Raw genomic sequence first — 20,491 nt, 5'->3', positions numbered from 1 at the left:
TATCGACGTTAAAAACATTAATTTCATGCTTTTTACACCTTTTTTTAATGTTTTTACTCTTTTTACATACTTTTTAACTATACGACTTGCCAAAGCAGACTTACTATCTATTTATGAATGACAAACCGCACTACCATGGACACCGTCAAAGGCTTAAAGAGCGGCTTTGCGTTAATTCACAAAATCTGGCGGACTATGAGATTTTAGAACTTATGCTCGGTCAGGTGCTTCCAAGGCAGGACACAAAACCTATAGCCAAAGAGTTACTTTCAGAATTCGAAACTCTGGGCGGGGTTTTCAAAGCTTCGAATGAAAGACTTAAAAACATCAAAGGTGTCGGCCCCGGAGTTTTAACTTTTTTTACACTTCTTCGTGAATTCTGGGCAAGAATGGCCGAAGAACCCATGTTTGTTCAAAGTGCACTTTCATCGCCGGACACGGTTTCAAAGGCAGCGATGGCCAGAATTGGAAATTTAGCGATTGAACAATTTTGGGTAGCACTGGTCAACAATGGCAATAAAGTGATATGCTGGGAAAAGCTTACGGAAGGAACAGTTGATAAAACTGCTGTCTTTCCCCGCGAGATAGTTGCTCTGGCACTCAGAAACAACGCGAGCGGAGTTATCCTGGCCCATAATCATCCCGGAGGAGACCCTTCCCCGTCTCCTGAAGACCTTGCAAGAACTATGGAAATTGCATCGGCTTGCCGGGAACTTGAAATACGTCTGCTTGATCATGTTATTGTCACCGCAGACAGATTTTACAGTTTTATGGAATCAGGACGATTGTAATTCCACCTCAAGCCAAAAGGAGAGCTCGATGATTAGAAGTTATCATTGTGTTGTTACCGGTAAGGTTCAAGGCGTTTTCTTTCGTTCATGGGTTAATGATCAGGCGGTAGCACTGCACTTAGGCGGATGGACTCGCAATTTAGATGATGGGCCAATTGAAGTTCTGCTTCAAGGCCGTGAATCCGATATTGCAGAAATGAGAACAAGGCTTCTTGTCGGCCCTCCTTTGTCACAGGTTACAGACCTTAAATGCAATTGGATCGACTATGACACAAAGCATGATTCATTTGAAATCAGGTAATTGGGTAGCCAACGGGATTTTTTTGCTAAGCTTCTGAAATGCATTTTATAGTATACTTTTTCAGCCTCTTACTTAGAGATATGAGGCTGAAAAAGTATGCTCTTTATATAGTTAAATAAATAACCACTTTTGACATAAGGATCTTCCGTTGAAAAAAAAGAAATCCCCGATCAAACCTCTCAAGCTGCGTAAAAAAGACAAAGCTGGTTCAATAAAAAATATTAAAGCGATGAAAATCTCTGATGCCGGAAACAATCAGGGACTGAATAAACCGCCTGTTTCTCCCCTGAATGTTCTTCATGACGCAGCTGATCTGCTGGACGATACAGGGAATATTTCTGAAAATGTACATACGAACATTCCTACAACTCTTCCAGTTTTGGCGGTACGCGATATAGTTGTATTCAACTACATGATTCTGCCTCTGTTTGTAGGCCGTGAAAAGTCCGTCAATGCCGTTGAAGCTGCAATGACCGGAGACCGCTATGTACTGATCCTCACGCAGGAAGATGAAAGCATCGAAGCGCCTGAACATGACGATCTTTATACAACCGGAACAGTCTGTATGATTATGCGCATGCTCAAAATGCCTGACGGCAGACTGAAAGTACTGGTACAAGGCGTATCAAGAGCTAAAGTAAAAAGATTTATCGGTTCCGAACCGTTCCATATTGCTGAAATAGAGACCATATCCGAAGCAGAAGCGGGAGATGTTTCCTCCGAACAGGAAGCACTGGTCAGATCTTCACGCGAGCAAAGTGAAAAGATTCTCTCACTGAGAGGCATTTCTTCCACCGACATTATGAGCGTGCTCAATAATGTTAATGAACCGGGGAGACTCGCCGACCTCATCGCCTCCAATCTTAGAATGAAGGTTCCTGTTGCGCAATCCATCCTCGAGTGCGAAGAACCTGTCGCGCGCCTCACACTGGTCAACACACAACTTACTCAAGAAGTTGAAGTTGCCTCCATGCAGAACAAGATTCAGAACAGAGCCAAAGAAGGCATGGATAAAGCTCAGCGCGATTTTTATCTGCGTGAACAGCTCAAGGCCATCAAGGGCGAGCTTGGAGAATCTGCTGACGAAGCAGAGGAAATGGACGAAATCAGAAAGGCAATTAAAAAAGCTAAAATGCCTAAAGATGTGCGGGTTGAAGCAGAAAAACAGCTCCGCCGTCTCGAAGCCATGCACCCTGATGCATCCGAAGCCACCGTTATCAGGTCTTATCTTGACTGGATGACTGAAATACCTTGGAAAAAACAGTCACGTGACCGCCTCGACATCAAAGAAGCCAAACGAATTTTAGATGAAGATCATTACGATCTCGAAAAAGTAAAAGAACGTATCCTTGAATATTTGAGTGTCCGCAAATTAAACCCTGCGATGAAGGGGCCTATCCTTTGTTTCGTAGGCCCTCCCGGTGTCGGTAAAACGTCACTTGGAAGATCAATTGCGCGCAGTCTGCAACGGAAATTCCACCGTATGTCCCTCGGCGGAATGCGCGACGAAGCTGAAATTCGCGGTCATCGCAGAACCTACATAGGTTCCATGCCCGGACGTATCATTCAGGGAATGAAACAATGCGGAACCCGCAATCCGGTTGTAATGCTGGATGAGATTGATAAACTCGGTTCAGATTTCCGAGGCGATCCTTCTTCCGCTCTGCTGGAAGTTCTCGATCCTGAACAGAATTTTTCTTTCACTGATCATTACTTAAACGTTCCTTATGATCTCTCGAAGGCAATGTTCATTTGTACTGCAAATGTTCTGGACTCTATCCCCCGTCCTCTTTTGGACCGCATGGAAGTTATCAGGCTTCCCGGATACACTGAACACGAAAAGGTCAAAATCGCCCGTCGTTATCTTCTTTCCCGTCAGGCAAAGGAAAACGGACTCGGTGAAGATGAACTTGTTATGGACGATGAAGTTTTAGCTAAGATTATTAAAGAATACACCCGCGAAGCAGGTCTTAGAAATCTTGAGCGCGAAGTAGGCAGTGTCTGCCGTAAACTGGCCCGCAAGAAAGCCGAAGGCGAAGAAGGCCCGTTTGAAGTGACTACAGATAATCTTGAGAAATTATTGGGAATCCCCAGATACCTTGAAGATGAAAGAGAACACATACTGCCTCCGGGCGTAGCAGTCGGTCTTGCATGGACTCCAGTGGGCGGAACAACTCTGCACATTGAAGTTTCAGCCATGCCCGGTAAGGGTAAGCTGCTCCTGACCGGACAGCTTGGCGATGTAATGAAAGAATCTGCGCAAGCCGCGGTTTCCTTTGCCCGTCGCCATGCGGACGAATATGGTATCAGCCCTAAGTTCCACGAAGAGCAGGATCTCCATATTCACGTTCCTGACGGCGCAACTCCGAAAGACGGACCTTCTGCCGGTGTTACACTGGTAACGGCGCTTCTTTCCGCGCTCACAAGCAGTCCGGTTAATCCGGAACTTGCGATGACCGGTGAAATATCTTTGCGTGGACGCGTACTACCCGTTGGCGGAATCAAAGAAAAAATCCTCGCCGCAGTTTCTCTCGGAATGAAACGGGTTCTTATCCCGTCACAGAATGTGAAAGACCTTGAAGATATTCCAGACGAACTTCGCAGCATGATCGAAATTACCCCGATCGAAAGAATAGAAGAAGTATGGCCGATAGCTAAAATGAAATAGCATTGGTATTTAATTGCCTTAAATTAAACGCGGCTTACCAGCAGGTAGGCCGCGTTTTTTTATTGCATTTCTCAGAACCGGACTTATATGGGTTCAAGACATTGCCCACCCGACTGTTTTGGGCTATGCAATTTTCTCCACTATACTTTCAAAACATGGAGTAATTCATGCCAATATACGAATATAAATGCGCGGACTGCGGAAAAGAGTTTGAAGAGCTTGTCTTCAACCGCGACGAATGTCCTCCCTGCCCCGAATGTAAATCAGAAAAAACCGGAAAGCTTATTTCAGCCTGCAAGTTCAAAAACGGCGGAGCTTCGGACTCAAGAGATACGGGAGAATCTGCTCCATCTTCGTCCTCATCAGGCAGCAGCTGTGCAGGATGCTCCGGTGGCAACTGCTCCACTTGCGGTTAATTAACTAATTTTTAAATAAAACGGCGGCACAATGAGAAAAATCACCATCGCGACCCGCGGAAGCAAACTTGCTCTCTGGCAGGCCAATCATATTTCAGACCTCCTTCGTAACGAATATCCCGGTATCGAAGTTCAGTTGCTCAAGATAAAAACCAAGGGCGATATAATTCTGGACGTTCCACTTGCAAAAGTCGGTGGCAAGGGTTTGTTTGTAAAGGAAATCGAAGAAGCTCTGCTCGCTAAAAAAGCCGATCTTGCAGTACACAGCATGAAAGACGTGCCGACAGAACTGCCTGAAGGACTTGAAGTCGGGATCATCCCGCCTAGAGAAGCTGAAACTGATTCCCTGCTCTCCGTAAAATATGATTCGCTTAAAGACCTGCCGGTTGGCGCAGTTGTAGGAACAAGTTCCCTGCGCAGACAGTCACAGCTCCTCACCCTGCGTAGCGACCTCAAGATTGAATCACTGCGCGGCAATCTTGATACCCGTGTAGGCAAACTTCTGGCCGGCAAATTTGACGCCATTGTTGTTGCCACAGCAGGTATGAACAGACTGAATCTCACAGCCCCTAAGAGTGAAATACTCGGTCCTCCACAGTTCCTACCGGCTGTGGCTCAGGGTGCACTCGGAATCGAATACAGAATCGAGGACACGGAAATTCAGGACATTCTCGGATTCCTTCACCACGAAGAAACTGCGCGGCAGGTTCGTGCTGAACGCGGTTTCCTGACCGGCCTTGACGGCGGTTGTCAGGTTCCCATCGCAGCATGGTCTGTACGCGAAGGTGACAATATTAAACTGACTGGATTTGTAGCGGATATCGACGGAAGCAGTCCTATCAGGCTCCAAAGAACCGGCCCCGCAGATGAAGCTTGGGATCTTGGAATGAGCCTTGCTGATGACGTTCTTGCTGCCGGAGCCAAAGAAATTCTTGATCGCGTCTATGACAAATGCAAAGCCTGATATCCTGAAAAGTTTCCGCACCCTGCCCGGGGTAGGTAAGTCAATTGCCGAAGACCTCTGGGATATGGGTTATCGCTCCCTTGATGAAATGAAGAGGGAAGATCCGGAAACCATGTATCTCCGGCTTGAAGAATTAGCCGGAAAGCACGTGGACCGTTGCATGCTTTATGTTTTCAGGTGCGTTGTCTACTGCGTCAATAACGAACAACGCGACCCGCATCTCGAAAAATGGTGGAGTTGGAAGGACTGATTCTTTCTACCTTACCTAAATATAATTTTAAACCCGAAATCTTTTGCATTCAATATAATGCATGGATTTCGGGTTTTTTATTTTCAAAACAAAATAATTTGTGTATCAAAACGACAACCACGTTAAATTGTTAATCATATATATTTAGCCCACATCTTAAGTTTTGAAAGGCTCAACCGATAAGATTATTAAAGGGGAAACATTTACTAATGCATTCTACTTATAACTTCCACGGACGGAGGTCTTAAATGACGAACTCTCTAGATTTGACACAAGTGGCTCAGGCCCCTCCACAAAGGGAAACAGAAAATCTGGCTAACACAATGAAGACGTTGCAACGCAAGAGACTGCATAGACAAGCTTTTGCCGATCCTTCCATGCACCGCGAGCTCGTAAAGATTGAATCCTCGCCGGTATATAATGCCAGCGGAAACCTGATTCAGGCTGTAACTTCGAGCCACGGCAGTGCATAACTATCAGGACCTCCTCCATGCGACTTTAAGACTTACCTATCTATGATTAAAGCGCGAACCTGCATAACAGATTCGCGCTTTATTATTTCTATAAATTGTAACAAGCAGGTTATCCGATTCTGAGGCGCCCTCGCTTCTTATCGAATGAAACAACCTGCCCCACATGCTCGGCTAAGTCTCCAGCTTCAAGCAGCATATCCTTAGCCTGCTGTAGTTGAGCAGCAGGAACAGCTAAAATTAATCCGCCCGATGTCTGAGCATCAAAAACAAGATCAGTCTTAATCAGATCCGCGCTTGCCGCAGTTTCCACCTGTGAACTGCAAAAATTGCGATTGGCAAAACTGCCGGCCGGAATCAAGCCCATGGATGCAAGATCAATAACATCATCCATGAATGGAACCTTATCCAGCCACAACTCAACGGCCACGCCTGAAGCATCTGCCATTTCAAGAACATGACCGCCCAGACCGAATCCTGTAATGTCAGTAGCCCCTTTAAGGCCAAGTTCACGAATTACCCGTCCACCCGCAATATTAAGACGGGATGCCCACTTATAAACATCCTTTTCAAAACGTTCAGCGCCGTCCCAATCGGCCTTTAAGGCCGTCGCGAGTACGCCTGTTCCAAGAGGCTTGGTCAAGAGCAGCTGATCGCCTTCACGCAAACCTTTGTTCGAAGCAAACCGATCTGGATCGACAAAACCTGTGACGGAAAGACCGTATTTCATTTCGTCATCTTCAACACTGTGACCGCCTGCGAGAACAGCTCCGGCCTCACGGGTTTTATCCATGCCGCCTTTGAGAATTTCGCGCAGAATCTCGCCACCCATTTTTTTCATGGGATAACAGACGATGTTCATCACAGTCCAAGGCTCACCGCCCATTGCGTAAACATCAGAAAGAGAGTTAGCCGCAGCAATCTGCCCGAACCAATACGGATTATTTACAACAGGTGTAAAAAAATCCACGGTCTGAACAAGAGCTTTGCCCGCAGGAAAAGACACTATGGCGGAATCCTCATTCCCCCCCAGTCCGGTCAGCAGACGCTCGTCTTCCACAGCCAACCCTTCAAGCACCTGCTCCAGGTCCCCCGGAGCAATCTTGGCGGCTCAACCCGCGGATTTGACAGTCTTGACCAGTTCCCAAGCGGACATAGTCATTCTCCTTTCAGTAAAAATTAGTTACCGGAATCAACTCCGGCATCATCAAATGTAGCCATATCATTATAAATATTAGCCGCCGCCCGAAGCATAAACATGCTCAGTGCGGCTCCTGAACCTTCACCTAAGCGCATATCAAGGTGCAATAAAGGCTTTCTGCCAAGAGCTTTTACTACTCCAGCATAACCGGGTTCTGCGGACGCATGACTCAAAACAGAATATCCCCCGACAGCGGGACAAAGCTTACACGCGACAGCATACGCAGCTGTTGAAATAAAACCGTCAATACAAACCATCTGCCTGTTCTTTGCGCCGCCGATAATAAGCCCTGCAAGAGCGGCAATCTCATACCCGCCCAAGGCTGCCAGAATAGAAAGAGAATCACCAGCTTCAATAACAGCTTTATTCGCCGACAGCGCGCGATGTATTACTCCGGTTTTCCTGATTACGCCCTCGGCATCTATTCCGCCACCGGGGCCCGTCACAGATTTTGGATCAAGTCCGAAAAAAGCGCAATAAAGCGCCGTGGAAGGTGTAGTATTTGAAACGCCCATCTCACCGGTTCCAAGAGTCTTTATACCTTCACGATGAGCCTGATCCGCCAGATCAATACCAAGGAACACAGCCTTTAAGCAATCAGCCTCAGTCATGGCCGGGCCTTTAGAAATATTTGCTGTTCCGCAATTGATTTTGCGCTGAATCAAACGGGGATGCTCTGGAAAAGTTCCGCCCATACATCCGGCATCAACCACAACAAGCTCTACGCCGGAAGTCGTTGCAAGCACGTTAATTCCAGCTCCGCCTCGAAGAAAATTTTCTACCATCTGACGGGTTACTTCCTGCGAAAAAAAACTCACATTTTCGGCATTAACACCATGATCTCCGGCAATTGCATATATACGCGCCGGATCAGACTTTGGTGGATTACCGCCGGAAGCCATATACATCTTGACCGCAAGGTCTTCAAGTCGACCAAGACTGCCTATCGGTTTAGTCAAATTATCCAGATGAGCGCGCGCAGATTTCTCAAGCGCAGGATCAACTGCTGCGACTTTTGAAATTACCGCTTCTAAGTCTGTTCTGAAATAATTTTTCATATATTTTGCCTTGAAGTAATCATAAGGGAAGAGGGTTATCTTTATTGTGCTATCATAATGGATTATGCTAATCTGCGTTCCATAATGAAAAGGAAAATATGCATATTACAGGCGAACTGCCAAGGTGAACCTATTGAAAACCTTTTGAACTTAAGTTCTGATTTTACGGAAACTTATGAGGTTCACCGTTTCACCAATTATATAAGAGAGCCGATCCCCGAAGAGCTTCTCACAAAATGTAATCTTTTTCTGTACCAGCACCTTGCCGAAAATTGGGGAGAATTATCCTCGGCAACCCTTCGCAACAAGCTGAAACCTGAATGCAAAACTATCGCTTTTCCAAGCATGCTTTTTATTCACTACTGGCCGCTCTGGTCCGGCAAAAAAGGATTCGACTACCCGGATACTTTTCTGGAATCTTTATTTGAAAGAGATCTCAGCGAATCCCAGATTCTGCACCTTTTCCTGAATGCCAAACTCACAAAAATATACGATTTCGACTCAATCATTGCTAAATCTGAAAAAATAGAAAGAAAAAAAGAAACCTACTGCTCTACAAAATACGTTGATTTCATCCTTTCGAATTACAAACATAGAAAACTTTTCAATACAATAAACCACCCCGGAAAAGAGCTACTGCTTAACACGGCAAACGGGGTTCTGTCCGAACTCGGTTTCTATGAACTTGGAACAGGGATTACTGAATCAATCGCTGACCCCTTCCCCGATTTTGAACAACCTATCCATCCGCAAGTTGCAGAACATCTCGGCTTAGAATTCTGCGGACCTGACACACGCTACCATGTATACGGAGCGGACCTGACCTTTAAAGAATACGCCATACGCTATATAAAATGCCGCCGAATGGGAATAGAAGATTTCATCGGTTTTCTACAAGCCACAGCATTGAAAAAAAACCATAACAGTCTAGCATACTGAAAAAAAAATCCCCCTGCGACGGAGTCGAGGAGGATTTTTGATTAATATTAACTATTCAATTTTCGCCTGCGTAAGACTCCTGAAATCAAGGCTATTAAAAACAACCCTGCAAGCTCATAAGACATACTGGATTCAGGAACAAGGACACACCCGGATGAAGACAGCTTTGTCCCGGCAGAAACAGGATCAGTGATATAACCTGCCGTGAGATCTTCATCAAAAGCTCCATTATCTTTAACCACGAAGTGTATATAATACTGAGTTCCACGAGTAACAGTGTCACTTGGAATCAGATGATTATACTCTGCATCTGTAAGCCACCAAAACCCGTCTTCATAGGCAGGACCGGACACCGCGTATGTATAAAGAGCAGACGTCCCGCTGGAATAAAGTTTCATCAGTTTAATGTCTGAAACTCTTCCGTTCGGAACCTTATGAGTGTCCATCATAAAGGTGGCACAAAGACCAGAAGGAATTACGGTTCCATTAAAGGAACAGATGGAAGTGATAGGATCAAAATCATCCGCTTTATAATCAGCCTTCAAAGCAGAAGCACTCTTCTCTTTGATTACCGTTGTTCTAATTATTAATGTCACCCCGGGAGCCTGACTTGGACTAGGGGTAATCGAAGAACCAGCCTACGGTTCAATAATCGCTAATAGATATCCGTTTGGATCTGTACCTGTATTAAGATGCAATAAATTCTGTCCCAATCTATCCTGTAGAGCGAAACCGTATCCCGGAGTGACACCGTTAAGAGCAGCCGCATAAGTATGATAATTCAAAGGCTCGCCCGGCTGAGCTAGTTCAAAAACAGTTCCATTACCGGCGGGAGTATCCGCTCCGGCAATAACTGTTCCGTCTGCAAGAGGGCCGCCCCACCATTGCCGACTGTACATACCCCCTATGGCTGTACCTTTATATGTAGTTGCACTGCCCGGAAATCCCCAACTTAAACCTGCAAGCAAATCTCCCACAACCCACCCATAAAAATCATTCACGATTCCTAAAGTCAAAGCTCCGCCGCCCACACTGTATTTAGGGTTGTTACCATATATACCGGTAGCCGCGCTCAACTCGGCAAAAGAAACAGTAATTACAGCTGTTGCAGTTTTACCGACTCCGGGGTTGGTTCTCATCGGAACTGGAACTCCCGCCACTGCGCTGGAACCAGAGTCCGAAAGAGGTGTTGGGGTAAAAGTAACATCTCCTGCACCGGAAATAGAAACTGTGTAATCATAACTTTGAGCCTGACGCTCATTACTTGAATAGTTAACCTCACCAGCAAGAAGAACTCCCGCAAACAATCCTTTAAGGTGTACCGTCTTACCTTGAAGAGTGGTTTTCAAATAATTCGTCCAGTCGTGATATAAAGCTGCACCGGTAGGAGTATTAGGAGATATTACCCGGGCAAACGATTTACTGGGCAACTTTTCATTTGGAGGAATAACAGACGAACCGGCAACAACCGTAGTTCGAGCCAACCGATCGGTAAGCACTTTACTGGTAACCGTTGTTTTTTGAGGGCTGAACTCCGCATTCGGAGCATTCTTAGCTTCCAGCGTCAGAGCTATTGCAGCAAAATCTATATATGACAAATCCACATGTGCATCAGCCCCTATAATGGTAGGTTCAAAATACTGGTAACGTTCATAGTAATTTGGATCAGTAGAGGTCTGAGGGGCGGGTTGAGCAACAGGGCTCATATCGGTACTATTGCCGATTGTAATAAAAACTCTGCCGGAAACATAGTTTGAAATTAAAACAGCGGGGACATTAGCAGGTGCGCCCCCTCCGACTGAAACAGGTCCTGTTATTTCAGCAAGAGTATATCCTCTCGTCGTAACCAGGTTCTGGACAGCACCGAGAGTATTTACATATGTACCAGTGATAGAACTGCCTAGAAACTGAACATGAACATCCGCAGCTTTTAAAGTTGAGGGAATTTCAAATACAATCGGTACGGCAGTTGCCGCAAACGCAATCGAAGAGGCCATCATTATTAAAAACAAACAAAATCCTGCCACTTTTTTTCCCACAAAACCCCCGAAGTGCGTACACACTTATAGATTACAGGCCTGAATTGCCCTAAATACACTTTCTCCTTTTAAAAAATATATTATAATGCCGAATAGATCAATACCATCCCGAAACAAGGCCAGAGTCTAGATCAAATCTGCCTTTTCTATGAACGTTTATTCAAATCAGGCGGGCCCATAACAATCATCTCAGCGAGAGTCAGGTCTACTTTGGGCATGGTCTTAATTTTGTTGCCGAGCAAAGCCATTTCAAGCCCTACTAGATCTCTGTAAAGCGGGGTTCTATCAAGAACCGGCACGTTATCCATGTTTTCTGTAAGAGCCTGACACTTAAAACATCCGGGAAAAGCATGCTGCTTGCCATTCGGCTGACGTAAAGTATTCACAACTCCGTGCATACGGCAGATCATGAGGCGATGTTTGTAAACTCCGCAAAGACCGTTATCATTCAAAGGGCACAGAATCTTGGGACGCACTCCGGTTTCGAGCATAGCACGAGAGCCGCGCACGTAATCCTCGGCCCGCTGCACATATTCACTTCTTTTTTCTTCAGTAAGCAGGTTTAACCCTTGCCATAGGTACAGCCATTCAACATATGTATGGTGCTGAAAATAACTGGTACAGCAATTGTCTTCACAATTTTCACACGATAGACCGATACGTGCGGAAGTATCTGCATAAACGGAGGCCATGCGTTCATAAAGGGAATCAAGTTTACGGAAAACTGCCTGTCTGGTAATTTTTTTCATGAATTATTAAACCCTAACTTACTTTTATTCTTGTATTGATTTCAACCACTGGAAAATTTTCTCAGCACATTCATCAGACGAAAATTTATCTGTATCTACCGTAAAATCAGCATAACGCTCATAAAGAGGAACGCGTTCATTGTATAAACTTTCGAGACTTTGATCTGGCTTTATAGCAAGCCCCCTGCCGTATCCCTCTCCGACCCGCTGAAGGCAGGTTTTGCATTCCATGCGGAGATAAACAACAGGCCCGAGACTTTTAAGCCTTTCCATCGTTTTTTCACCGTAAACAACGCTCCCTCCAGTGGAAACGACTGTTCTGAGAACTCCGAGGGTGGAAAGTATTTCTTCCTCGGCCTTACGGAAATCTGCAAGACCCAGATAATCAACAATATCCTGCAACGGTTTACCGTAAAAAGACTCCACGACTTGATCGGTATCGATAAACTGCCAATCTAATTTGGTGGCAAGAAGCGGTGCAAGAGTAGACTTTCCGGCTCCGGCCATGCCTATAAGGCTGACTGCGCATCCATCTGAAAAAACTAATTCCCTGTCACTCATATAGAAACGGACCTTCCGGTTTTAATACAATTTTTAAGCGGAAATTATTCAGGTAAAAGAAGAACAACTTTATCTTCATCATCACGTTCTTTCACCAGCACATTTACATGCTGATCTTCACCGGTCGTAACTTTTTTACCCACATAATCAGCGCGAATCGGCAATTCACGATGACCGCGATCAACCAGAACAAGCAGTTCAACTCTGCGAGGTCTGCCGAAATCTAAAACTGCTTCAAGGGCAGCACGAACTGTTCTTCCAGAAAAAAGAACATCGTCAACCAGAATAATTGAAGTTCCTTCTATCTCAAAAGGAATCTCTGTACAATTAATGCTTGGCTGGCGGCTCAGATTTGTCCAATCATCACGATAGAGATTGATATCAAGCTTACCTAAGGGTATTTTTCTGCCAAGCCGCTCGTCCAGCAGGTCTTTAAGCCTTTGAGCTAGGTCTGCGCCTCGGCGCTGAATACCTATAATAGCAAGTTTTTCGCAATCACCACGACGCTCTGTGATCTCAGAAGCGAGTCTATCAAGGGTGCGAGTCATATCTATTTCTGAAAGGACAATCTTTTCTTTTTGCATATTACTCCGCCTTAAAGAGGTTGAGAATTATTATCAAAACTGTTCTAATCTTTAAACGAGACTCCCCGTCGGGAGTAGCTATAAAAAATGTAACTGGGTAATGCAATCCCCGCGAGTACCCCAAACAGGATATATTATGGATGCACTTTTTGAAATAAAAGGGATGACCTGCTCTGCATGTTCATCAAGGCTTGAAAAAGTTATCAACAATATGGATGGAGTTAAGCATGCCAGCGTCAATCTGGCTACTGAATCCTTAGCCGTAAATTTTGATAAAGAATCAACTTCCGTTACGGAAATAATTAAAACCGTCGAAATGTCTGGATTTGAAGCTACTGAAAAAATTGAAGGAACTGAGGTCGCTCTACCCATATCAGGAATGAGCTGCTCTGCATGTTCATCAAGACTTGAAAGAGTTTTAAATATGACTGACGGAATAGTCAAAGCCGGAGTCAGCCTGCCGGGAGAATCAGCAATAATAAAATTCAATTCCGCAATTATATCACTGAGACAAATCAGACTAATAATAAAAGATCTTGGATTCGAGGCTGGAGAAATTCAATCCGCACAGGATGCACAAAAAAACTTTGAGACACGACGTAAGCAAAATGAAGCAAAATTAGCTTTAATGAAAAAAAAGCTGATCTATGCTCTGACATTTACCGTCCCGCTTCTCATCATAACCATGGGACACATGGTGGGCATGCCTCTGCCGAACTTTATAAGCCCCCATCATTCACCGCTTGGCTTTGCCCTTATTCAACTTTTTCTGACTATGCCTGTACTTTGGTTCGGTAAAGATTTTTATATTCACGGATTCCCGAACCTCATGCGCGGCACCCCAAATATGGATTCCCTTATTGCGGTGGGAACCTCTGCGGCTGTCGTTTATTCACTTTGGAACTTTATTGAAATAGCATTAGGAGTTGATCCTCAAGCAAGAGCTATGGATCTCTATTTTGAATCCGCGGCAACAATTATCACTCTTATTTTACTTGGCAAATTTCAGGAAGGACGAGCTAAATCACGCACATCAGAAGCCATAGAAAAATTAATGGACCTGACTCCGGCAAAAGCCATCCTGCTTGAAAACGGCGAACAAATTTCAACCCCCATTGAAGAAATCGGTCCCGGTGACAATATTTTGATCCGGCCCGGCGACAGAGTAAGTGCAGACGGCACTGTCTATGAAGGACATTCAGAGATAGATGAATCAATGCTTACAGGTGAAAGCATGCCTGTCTCCAAATCTGAAGGAGACGCAGTTGCGGGTGGTACTGTTAATACTGGCGGAGGGGCGCTCAAGGTTCGTGTAAAAAATGTCGGTGAAAACACGGTACTTTCCCGCATCATCAAACTTGTACAAGATGCTCAAGGGTCCAAAGCTCCGATTTCCTCCCTTGCGGACACCGTAAGTTTTTACTTTGTGCCATCGGTAATGACTATCGCTGTTCTTTCCGGTCTCAGTTGGTACTTTTTCAGCGCTGAGCCTTTTTCCTTTGCTCTGCGCATTTTCATCAGCGTAATGGTCATTGCCTGCCCTTGCGCAATGGGACTTGCCACCCCGACCGCAATAATGGTCGGAACAGGACGTGGAGCACAGCTTGGCGTGCTTGTAAAATCAGGAGAAGCCCTTGAGACTGCCGGTAAAATCAACACCATGATCTTCGACAAAACCGGAACTCTTACTTACGGACAACCCGAGCTGGTGGACACCTTTGTCGCTTCAGGTCAAAACGGAGAAGAATTATTAGCACTGGCCGCTTCGGCAGAAAAACAATCCGAACATCCCCTTGCAAGAGCAGTACTCCGCGCAGCCGAAAAGACAGGCATATCGTTACCGGAAACGACATCATTTAATGCTGTAGCAGGTCTTGGTATTGCCACAAAAACAGGTGGTCATTCCATGCTGCTCGGCAATCAGGAATATCTGAACCGCAATTTTGTCGGCGGACTTGACGAGAAAAAAGCCAGAGATGCGGCCTCCAGTTTCGAATCTGCGGGCCAAAGCCCGCTCTACATTGCTAAAAACGGAAAACTTGCCGGAATTATGGCCATCGCTGATAAAATAAAAAAAGAAGCCCCAGCGACAATCAAAAAGCTTCACGCTCTAGGCGTAAAAACTGTCATGCTTACCGGAGATAACGAGAAAGTAGCCCGCACAATCGCAAAAAGCGCAGGAATCAACGAAGTGGTAGCGCAGGTTATGCCGGACCGTAAAGCTGAAGTTGTAAACAGAGAAAAGGCTCAGGGCCGGAAAGTGGCTATGATAGGCGACGGCATCAATGATGCGCCCGCTCTTGCCTCGGCAGACCTTGGAATTGCCATGGGCACCGGGATTGATGTCGCAATTGAATCCGGCGACATTGTGCTTATGAAAGGGGATCTATCAGGTGTTTTAACAGCTCTGGCACTAAGCCGGGCTACAGTTAGAAATATCAAACAGAACCTTTTCTGGGCTTTTGCTTTCAATGTACTGGGAATTCCTGTTGCTGCCGGAGCACTCTATATTTTCGGAGGCCCGACTCTTTCACCTATGTTCGCCGCTGCGGCAATGTCGCTCAGTTCAGTAACAGTGGTGACAAACGCACTGCGGCTGAAATTTTTCACTATCGAAAATTAAAAATATAAAAAAAAGGCCGCTAATTACTGGGCGGCCTTATAAAAAACTTTAAAAAAAACTATTTGAGAAGACTGCGACGACAGAAATCAATAGCTTCTGTACGAACATCTCTCTGGTTAGGCCAGTACAGATGCATTCTGGTCAGACCGAAAATAATTGTCATGATAATTGTAGCATTTTCTTCAACAGCAACATCTCTGAGGATTCCTTTTCTGATCCCTACCTTGATACAATCTTCAAGGATAAGCTCTAGATTTTTAAGGAAAACAGCCATCAGGCGCTTAGAAGAATCAAGCAATCCGTATGTGGAAAGCATAATCTTCATGTCAACTTCATTATCTTCAACAAAAGTGAAATAATCAGCCATTATCATATCAAACGAACACTCATCTTTATCAAGCTTCTGACGAACGCCTTCAATATAATATGAGAAACTTTCTTCAAGCCCTGCAAGAATGTGAAGAAGAATATCTTCCTTACTCTCAAAGTGCCTGTATATGGTACCTTCCGAAATATTAGCAGCTTTAGCTAAATTAGAAGTCGTGGCTCTATGGAAACCCACCTGAGAAATTATTTCTTTGGCTGTTTCCAATATAAGATCTTTAGTCTTCATTATGATGACTCCCTATAAACGACGGAAGCGTTTAATTTGTCTTGTTGAAATATCTGAAACAAATAATTATATTGGTAAAACTGAACAGGAGTATATTTCCTACCTTAAGAGACTATCAAGGTCAACATGGAGCATTTGACAAAACCAAATAGAAAACTTATTTTTGTATCGAGAAGTCCTATAAGGAGGGAATAATGGTTGAAATAACAGAAGCTGCCTCTAAACAGCTTGAAAGCTACTTTGCAGATAAAGAAAGAACCCCTATACGCATCTACCTCTCTACAGGTGGCTGAGCAGGCCCCAGATTGGCATTGGCTCTGGATGAGCCAAAAGACACTGACGAGAACCTTGATGCAGCGGGATTCACCTTTCTGATAGACAAAGAACTTAACGGACAGGGAAGCCCTTTCAAAGTCGACCTTAGCTATAGCGGATTTGTTATCACTTCAGCTATGGAAATGGGCGCCGGCGGAGAATGTGGTTCGTGTTCAGGAAGCTGCGGTTAATAAGCAGATAATTATACCGTTTAATTCCGGGGTCGCAGACCCAATAGGAAAGGGCCGCATCATAAAAGATGCGGCCCTTTTTATTTTCTTAAAAAAAAGACTAAAAAACTATGACTTCCATTCATGTTTAAAGTCATCGGGACCGACAACTTTATGTCCGCGTTCCCTTAAAGATTCTATTATAGGGGAAGGATCTTCAGTATCCACACGAACAACAACCATTCTGCGGTTTTTATGATAAAATAATCCGGTACTGATAATGTTGTATTTCATGTTTGAAATAATTCCAGCGAGTTCATAAAGAACCCCGGTCCTTTCTTCCGCTTCAACAACAATACGGGAACCACCTTGCTTTAGTCCCATTTCTTCGACAAGAACTTCCAGCATCTTATTCCGGTTAATATAGCCGATGAGCTTTCCTTCCTTATCCACCACGGCCAGACCAGAGAGATTCATCTCATACATAAGATCTGCAGCAGCTTCGATGTCAGTTTCAGGCGGAATTGTGGTTATGTTTTTACGAACTACGTCCCTGACAGTAATTTTACTGAGCAGATAATTCAGCTCGTGCTTTTCAAGAGAGCTTATTACTGAGGGTAGAGCGGCCCGGACGTCCTCTTTTGTGACATAACCAACAAGTTCTTCACCGTCTTTGACAAGAAGCATCCACAACTGATTATCTTCGAGAAGTTTGTCCGCATCCTTCACTAAAGTTTCAGGAGTTACCGTAACAAAATCCTTGAGCATTTTCAGTCCTACATACATCTATAAGTCCTCCAGAATCCGGTAACACCGGGTTCGTAAAAAGTTATGCTTCAAGCATTAACATTAAATCTGAATACGTGTCTAAAAAAACGCACAGCCCAAACGTTTGCAGTGCATTAATGGTCGATAAAACACTCCCATCACTTACGCAAGGTTTATGAGAGTGTAATAGAATCCTGAAGAACATTATATCAATCCTATTGATCTCTTATGTATTTTCAAAATAAACCACATTAGACATGAAATAATAAAATTCCATTCAATTTCTACTTTGAAGTATCTTGCCCCTGATACTTTTTTGGGGTAGTCCAAATTCATGCATGAAATGTCAATAGCTCAAAGCATACATACGATAGTCCTAGAGGAATTAGAGAAGCACCCGGATGCCACACTTAAAAAAGTATTGGTAAACAACGGAGCTCTCGCGGGAATCGTCTCAGAAGCTCTGACCTTTGGATGGGAAGCCATCACTATGGATACTCCGCTTCAAGGCTCGATTCTTGTTGTTAACGAAATCCCAATAATAGTCAGTTGCGGCTCATGCCAAAAAGAGTTTACCCCTAATGATAGACTTTACATGCCCTGCCCTGACTGCGGTCTCGAAATCGGACATAAAGTTCTTCAAGGAAAAGAATTACAGATCGAAGGTATCGAGATTGAATAAGATTTAATTAAGGAGACTCGGATGAGTGAAATACCTATTGTACGAAATATTTTAGAAGCCAACGATAAAATCGCAGCGGAACTGAATACTTTTTTTACTGAGAAAAAGATCCTGTGTCTAAATCTCATGAGTTCCCCTGGATCAGGTAAAACAAGCCTTCTGGAAAAAACCCTCGCAGACCTCAAGGGTGAATTCAAAATGGCGGTTATCGAAGGCGATCTTCAAACAGACAACGATGCCCGTCGCGTAGCAGCAACCGGTGCGCAAGCTGTACAGATCAATACCGAAGGCGGCTGTCATCTTAATTCAAGTCAGGTAAAAGAAGCTCTTTCTCATATCGATACCGAAGGACTCGATATCCTTTTTGTAGAAAACGTCGGAAACCTCGTATGCCCCGCAGAATTCAATGTAGGTGAACACCACAAAGTTACCCTGCTGACCGTAACTGAAGGTGATGATAAACCTGAGAAATATCCTCTCATGTTTCATATTTCTTCTGTCATGATCCTCAACAAAATTGACTTGCTTCCTTACGTTGATTTTGACCTTGAAAATGCAAAGAAACATGCCCGCAAGCTAAACAAAGACATTTCTATCTTCCCTCTTTCCTGTCGCTCACGTGAAGGACTTGAAGATTGGTACCAATGGCTCAGAGAAACCAGAGCAACAAAGGCATAAAACCGTAAAACGTTTTATCCGCTGTTAAAATAGCTGAACGCGCCCCTTGAAGATGACAAATCGATAGGGGCGCATTAATTAGATAAGAACAACCGGAATAGTGCGGAGCGGAAAATGAGATTCCCCAGCAACCTTCCTTGTTCCGCAGTGCTCGATTCCCTCGCAGACGGAGTCTTCACTGTAGACAAAGAATGGAACATAACGTTCTTCAATGAAGCCGCCAGCCGAATCACAGGAATCCACTGTGAAGAAGCTGTCGGCTACAAATGTTGGGAAGTATTCCACTCCAGCCTGTGCGACGGGAATTGTGCACTGCGCTCCTGCATGAAGCACAACGGACGAATCAGTAACAAATCTATCTTCTTTATCCACGCTGACGGTAAAAAAGTACCTGTATCCATAAGTGCGGCCCCGCTTGTTGATTCCGCGGGCAAGATTATCGGCGGAGTAGAAAGCTTTCGAGATCTCACTGACATTCAAATTATGCGCCGCGAAGTTCAGGACTCGTGGAGATTTGAAGACATTATCGGTAAAAGCAAACTCCTTGCCAAAGTTTTTTCAATAATGCCGCAGGTAAGTAAAAGCGAAGCTACCGTTTTGCTTTTAGGCGAATCCGGCACAGGAAAAGAGCTCTTTGCCAGAGCCATTCATAATCTCAGCGACCGTAAACACGGCCCGTTCGTTGCAGTAAACTGCGGAGCTTTACCTGACAATCTGCTCGAATCTGAACTTTTCGGATATAAGGCCGGAGCATTTACTGATGCCCGTAAAGATAAACCCGGACGGTTTGAACTTGCGGCCGGTGGTACTATTTTTCTTGATGAAATTGGAGATATGCCGCCAAAACTTCAGGTAAAACTACTTAGAGTCCTTCAGGAAAAAACATTCGAACCGTTGGGCGCTGTCTCCAGCGTTAATGCCAACGTTAGAATTGTAGCAGCAACAAATCGTAATCTTGCAGAACTTGTAGAAAATGGAACCTTCCGTCAGGATCTCTTTTACAGACTCAACGTTGTTACCCTCAATCTTCCATCTCTTAAACAACGGACCGAAGATATTCCCCTGTTAATCAACCACTTCATAAACAGGCTCAATGTACTTCAAGGTAAAAACATCGACGGTCTTTCAGAAGATTCTCTGCAGATACTCATGCGCCACCCCTATCCCGGCAATGTTCGTGAGCTTGAGAATATCCTTGAATTTGCCTTTATCCTCTGCCCGTCAGGCTTCATTCAAATTGAGCATCTACCCGAATATTTGCAGCCGCAACTAAAGTGCACACTTTCTCCCGGCAATCAACCAATGACGCTGGAAGAAGTTAAATGCCTCGCCATCAGTCGCGCCCTTGAAAGAAATAACGGCAAAAAAATGGCCACTTGCCGAGAGCTTGGCATTTCCAAGGACACCCTGCGCAGATCTATCTCCCGCTGTGAAGAGATGGACGCATAACAAGCCCTAATCTTATTTTACAGACGCAAAAAAAGCCTTAGACACTCTCTCTTCACACCTCTATATCCAACCAAGTATCCAGAATATCGATATTATTTTAAACAGGCACGTCCAGTGCTTTGTCGTTGTCATGAGAGGACACAAAGAACGCACTATTAATTCGGCGACAACACTTTGTTTAGCTTGTTTTGAAAACAGGCTG

The 20,491-nt window shown here is 44.6% G+C and carries 22 protein-coding genes; 13 read left to right on the top strand and 9 right to left on the bottom strand.

The genetic code is table 11. The annotated features are described in order from the left end of the window. Window positions 1-113: 113 nt before the first annotated feature. The 7 genes from radC to JEY82_RS00595 all read left to right on the top strand — a co-directional run bounded on the left by radC (window position 114) and on the right by JEY82_RS00595 (window position 5,863). Window positions 114-791, top strand: coding sequence for a DNA repair protein RadC (radC, locus tag JEY82_RS00625; protein ID WP_304081644.1), 678 nt, complete (start codon window positions 114-116; stop codon window positions 789-791). A 28-nt stretch (window positions 792-819) separates the two neighbouring features. Beyond that, window positions 820-1,092, top strand: a complete 273-nt coding sequence (locus JEY82_RS00620; RefSeq protein ID WP_304081642.1) for an acylphosphatase — start codon at window positions 820-822, stop codon at window positions 1,090-1,092. Between the two features lie 148 nt (window positions 1,093-1,240). Continuing rightward, the gene (gene lon / locus JEY82_RS00615) at window positions 1,241-3,760 is read left to right on the top strand and encodes an endopeptidase La (RefSeq protein WP_304081640.1); all 2,520 of its coding nucleotides are present in this window, start codon (window positions 1,241-1,243) and stop codon (window positions 3,758-3,760) included. Window positions 3,761-3,927: 167 nt separating this feature from the next. Then, entirely contained in the window at window positions 3,928-4,176 is a 249-nt protein-coding gene (locus JEY82_RS00610; RefSeq protein WP_304081639.1) for a zinc ribbon domain-containing protein, read from the top strand. A gap of 31 nt (window positions 4,177-4,207) precedes the next feature. Beyond that, window positions 4,208-5,140, top strand: a complete 933-nt coding sequence (gene hemC, locus JEY82_RS00605) for a hydroxymethylbilane synthase (RefSeq protein ID WP_304081638.1) — start codon at window positions 4,208-4,210, stop codon at window positions 5,138-5,140. Next, window positions 5,121-5,390: a helix-hairpin-helix domain-containing protein gene (locus JEY82_RS00600; RefSeq protein ID WP_304081636.1), complete on the top strand. Its 270-nt coding sequence runs from the start codon at window positions 5,121-5,123 to the stop codon at window positions 5,388-5,390. Before hemC ends, JEY82_RS00600 begins: the two co-directional genes overlap by 20 nt. Before the next feature lie 248 nt (window positions 5,391-5,638). Beyond that, on the top strand, window positions 5,639-5,863 hold the full coding sequence (locus tag JEY82_RS00595; RefSeq protein ID WP_092157209.1) for a hypothetical protein: 225 nt from the start codon (window positions 5,639-5,641) through the stop codon (window positions 5,861-5,863). A gap of 109 nt (window positions 5,864-5,972) precedes the next feature. Here JEY82_RS00595 and selD read toward each other — a convergent pair whose 3' ends face one another. Next, window positions 5,973-7,016, bottom strand: coding sequence for a selenide, water dikinase SelD (gene selD, locus JEY82_RS00590; protein ID WP_304081632.1), 1,044 nt, complete (start codon window positions 7,014-7,016; stop codon window positions 5,973-5,975). A 23-nt stretch (window positions 7,017-7,039) separates the two neighbouring features. Next, window positions 7,040-8,119 carry a nicotinate-nucleotide--dimethylbenzimidazole phosphoribosyltransferase gene (cobT, locus tag JEY82_RS00585; protein ID WP_304081630.1) on the bottom strand — a complete coding sequence of 360 codons (1,080 nt, stop codon included), beginning with the start codon at window positions 8,117-8,119 and terminating at the stop codon, window positions 7,040-7,042. Between the two features lie 84 nt (window positions 8,120-8,203). On the opposite strand from cobT, the gene JEY82_RS00580 reads away from it, so the two are divergent. After that, entirely contained in the window at window positions 8,204-9,058 is an 855-nt protein-coding gene (locus tag JEY82_RS00580) for a WcbI family polysaccharide biosynthesis putative acetyltransferase (protein ID WP_304081628.1), read from the top strand. Between the two features lie 47 nt (window positions 9,059-9,105). Here the strand turns inward: JEY82_RS00580 and JEY82_RS00575 are convergent, their stop codons facing one another. From JEY82_RS00575 to pyrR, 5 genes are all read right to left on the bottom strand, one after another. Next, window positions 9,106-9,654 (bottom strand): hypothetical protein, encoded by a 549-nt coding sequence (locus JEY82_RS00575; RefSeq protein WP_304081626.1) that lies wholly within the window; start codon window positions 9,652-9,654, stop codon window positions 9,106-9,108. 42 nt (window positions 9,655-9,696) lie between these two features. Next, window positions 9,697-11,097, bottom strand: coding sequence for a beta-1,3-glucanase family protein (locus JEY82_RS00570; protein WP_304081624.1), 1,401 nt, complete (start codon window positions 11,095-11,097; stop codon window positions 9,697-9,699). A 146-nt stretch (window positions 11,098-11,243) separates the two neighbouring features. After that, entirely contained in the window at window positions 11,244-11,846 is a 603-nt protein-coding gene (locus JEY82_RS00565; protein WP_304081622.1) for a hypothetical protein, read from the bottom strand. A gap of 24 nt (window positions 11,847-11,870) precedes the next feature. Then, entirely contained in the window at window positions 11,871-12,407 is a 537-nt protein-coding gene (gene thrB / locus JEY82_RS00560; RefSeq protein WP_304081620.1) for a homoserine kinase, read from the bottom strand. Between the two features lie 44 nt (window positions 12,408-12,451). Beyond that, window positions 12,452-12,991, bottom strand: a complete 540-nt coding sequence (gene pyrR / locus JEY82_RS00555) for a bifunctional pyr operon transcriptional regulator/uracil phosphoribosyltransferase PyrR (protein ID WP_304081619.1) — start codon at window positions 12,989-12,991, stop codon at window positions 12,452-12,454. Window positions 12,992-13,127: 136 nt separating this feature from the next. Here pyrR and JEY82_RS00550 point away from each other — a divergent pair, with 136 nt between their 5' ends. Beyond that, window positions 13,128-15,614: a heavy metal translocating P-type ATPase gene (locus JEY82_RS00550; protein ID WP_304081617.1), complete on the top strand. Its 2,487-nt coding sequence runs from the start codon at window positions 13,128-13,130 to the stop codon at window positions 15,612-15,614. 58 nt (window positions 15,615-15,672) lie between these two features. Here the strand turns inward: JEY82_RS00550 and JEY82_RS00545 are convergent, their stop codons facing one another. Then, entirely contained in the window at window positions 15,673-16,227 is a 555-nt protein-coding gene (locus JEY82_RS00545) for a TetR/AcrR family transcriptional regulator (RefSeq protein WP_304081615.1), read from the bottom strand. Window positions 16,228-16,421: 194 nt separating this feature from the next. Between JEY82_RS00545 and JEY82_RS00540 the strand changes: the two genes are divergently transcribed. Beyond that, on the top strand, window positions 16,422-16,733 hold the full coding sequence (locus JEY82_RS00540) for an IscA/HesB family protein (protein ID WP_304081614.1): 312 nt from the start codon (window positions 16,422-16,424) through the stop codon (window positions 16,731-16,733). Between the two features lie 108 nt (window positions 16,734-16,841). Here JEY82_RS00540 and JEY82_RS00535 read toward each other — a convergent pair whose 3' ends face one another. Continuing rightward, entirely contained in the window at window positions 16,842-17,498 is a 657-nt protein-coding gene (locus JEY82_RS00535; RefSeq protein WP_304081613.1) for a CBS and ACT domain-containing protein, read from the bottom strand. A gap of 316 nt (window positions 17,499-17,814) precedes the next feature. On the opposite strand from JEY82_RS00535, the gene JEY82_RS00530 reads away from it, so the two are divergent. From JEY82_RS00530 to JEY82_RS00520, 3 genes are all read left to right on the top strand, one after another. Continuing rightward, window positions 17,815-18,162, top strand: a complete 348-nt coding sequence (locus tag JEY82_RS00530; protein ID WP_304081611.1) for a hydrogenase maturation nickel metallochaperone HypA — start codon at window positions 17,815-17,817, stop codon at window positions 18,160-18,162. A 21-nt stretch (window positions 18,163-18,183) separates the two neighbouring features. Beyond that, window positions 18,184-18,840 carry a hydrogenase nickel incorporation protein HypB gene (gene hypB, locus JEY82_RS00525; protein WP_304081610.1) on the top strand — a complete coding sequence of 219 codons (657 nt, stop codon included), beginning with the start codon at window positions 18,184-18,186 and terminating at the stop codon, window positions 18,838-18,840. Between the two features lie 114 nt (window positions 18,841-18,954). Further along, entirely contained in the window at window positions 18,955-20,289 is a 1,335-nt protein-coding gene (locus JEY82_RS00520; protein WP_304081609.1) for a sigma-54-dependent Fis family transcriptional regulator, read from the top strand. Window positions 20,290-20,491 lie beyond the last annotated feature (202 nt).

This window comes from Maridesulfovibrio ferrireducens (genome assembly GCF_016342405.1).
Taxonomy (GTDB): Bacteria; Desulfobacterota; Desulfovibrionia; order Desulfovibrionales; family Desulfovibrionaceae; genus Maridesulfovibrio; species Maridesulfovibrio ferrireducens_A.
Note: the sequence above shows the minus strand (reverse complement) of the source record. Positions and strands in the feature narration are given on the sequence as shown.

Excerpts from the sequence above, each read along its gene's own strand:
- radC (WP_304081644.1), top strand. The coding sequence starts at position 114 with ATGAATGACAAACCGCACTACCATGGACACCGTCAAAGGCTTAAAGAG.
- JEY82_RS00620 (WP_304081642.1), top strand. The coding sequence starts at position 820 with ATGATTAGAAGTTATCATTGTGTTGTTACCGGTAAGGTTCAAGGCGTT.
- JEY82_RS00610 (WP_304081639.1), top strand. The coding sequence starts at position 3,928 with ATGCCAATATACGAATATAAATGCGCGGACTGCGGAAAAGAGTTTGAA.
- hemC (WP_304081638.1), top strand. The coding sequence starts at position 4,208 with ATGAGAAAAATCACCATCGCGACCCGCGGAAGCAAACTTGCTCTCTGG.
- JEY82_RS00600 (WP_304081636.1), top strand. The coding sequence starts at position 5,121 with ATGACAAATGCAAAGCCTGATATCCTGAAAAGTTTCCGCACCCTGCCC.
- JEY82_RS00595 (WP_092157209.1), top strand. The coding sequence starts at position 5,639 with ATGACGAACTCTCTAGATTTGACACAAGTGGCTCAGGCCCCTCCACAA.
- cobT (WP_304081630.1), bottom strand. The coding sequence starts at position 8,119 with ATGAAAAATTATTTCAGAACAGACTTAGAAGCGGTAATTTCAAAAGTC.
- JEY82_RS00580 (WP_304081628.1), top strand. The coding sequence starts at position 8,204 with ATGAAAAGGAAAATATGCATATTACAGGCGAACTGCCAAGGTGAACCT.
- JEY82_RS00565 (WP_304081622.1), bottom strand. The coding sequence starts at position 11,846 with ATGAAAAAAATTACCAGACAGGCAGTTTTCCGTAAACTTGATTCCCTT.
- thrB (WP_304081620.1), bottom strand. The coding sequence starts at position 12,407 with ATGAGTGACAGGGAATTAGTTTTTTCAGATGGATGCGCAGTCAGCCTT.
- pyrR (WP_304081619.1), bottom strand. The coding sequence starts at position 12,991 with ATGCAAAAAGAAAAGATTGTCCTTTCAGAAATAGATATGACTCGCACC.
- JEY82_RS00550 (WP_304081617.1), top strand. The coding sequence starts at position 13,128 with ATGGATGCACTTTTTGAAATAAAAGGGATGACCTGCTCTGCATGTTCA.
- JEY82_RS00545 (WP_304081615.1), bottom strand. The coding sequence starts at position 16,227 with ATGAAGACTAAAGATCTTATATTGGAAACAGCCAAAGAAATAATTTCT.
- JEY82_RS00535 (WP_304081613.1), bottom strand. The coding sequence starts at position 17,498 with ATGTATGTAGGACTGAAAATGCTCAAGGATTTTGTTACGGTAACTCCT.
- JEY82_RS00530 (WP_304081611.1), top strand. The coding sequence starts at position 17,815 with ATGCATGAAATGTCAATAGCTCAAAGCATACATACGATAGTCCTAGAG.
- hypB (WP_304081610.1), top strand. The coding sequence starts at position 18,184 with ATGAGTGAAATACCTATTGTACGAAATATTTTAGAAGCCAACGATAAA.
- JEY82_RS00520 (WP_304081609.1), top strand. The coding sequence starts at position 18,955 with ATGAGATTCCCCAGCAACCTTCCTTGTTCCGCAGTGCTCGATTCCCTC.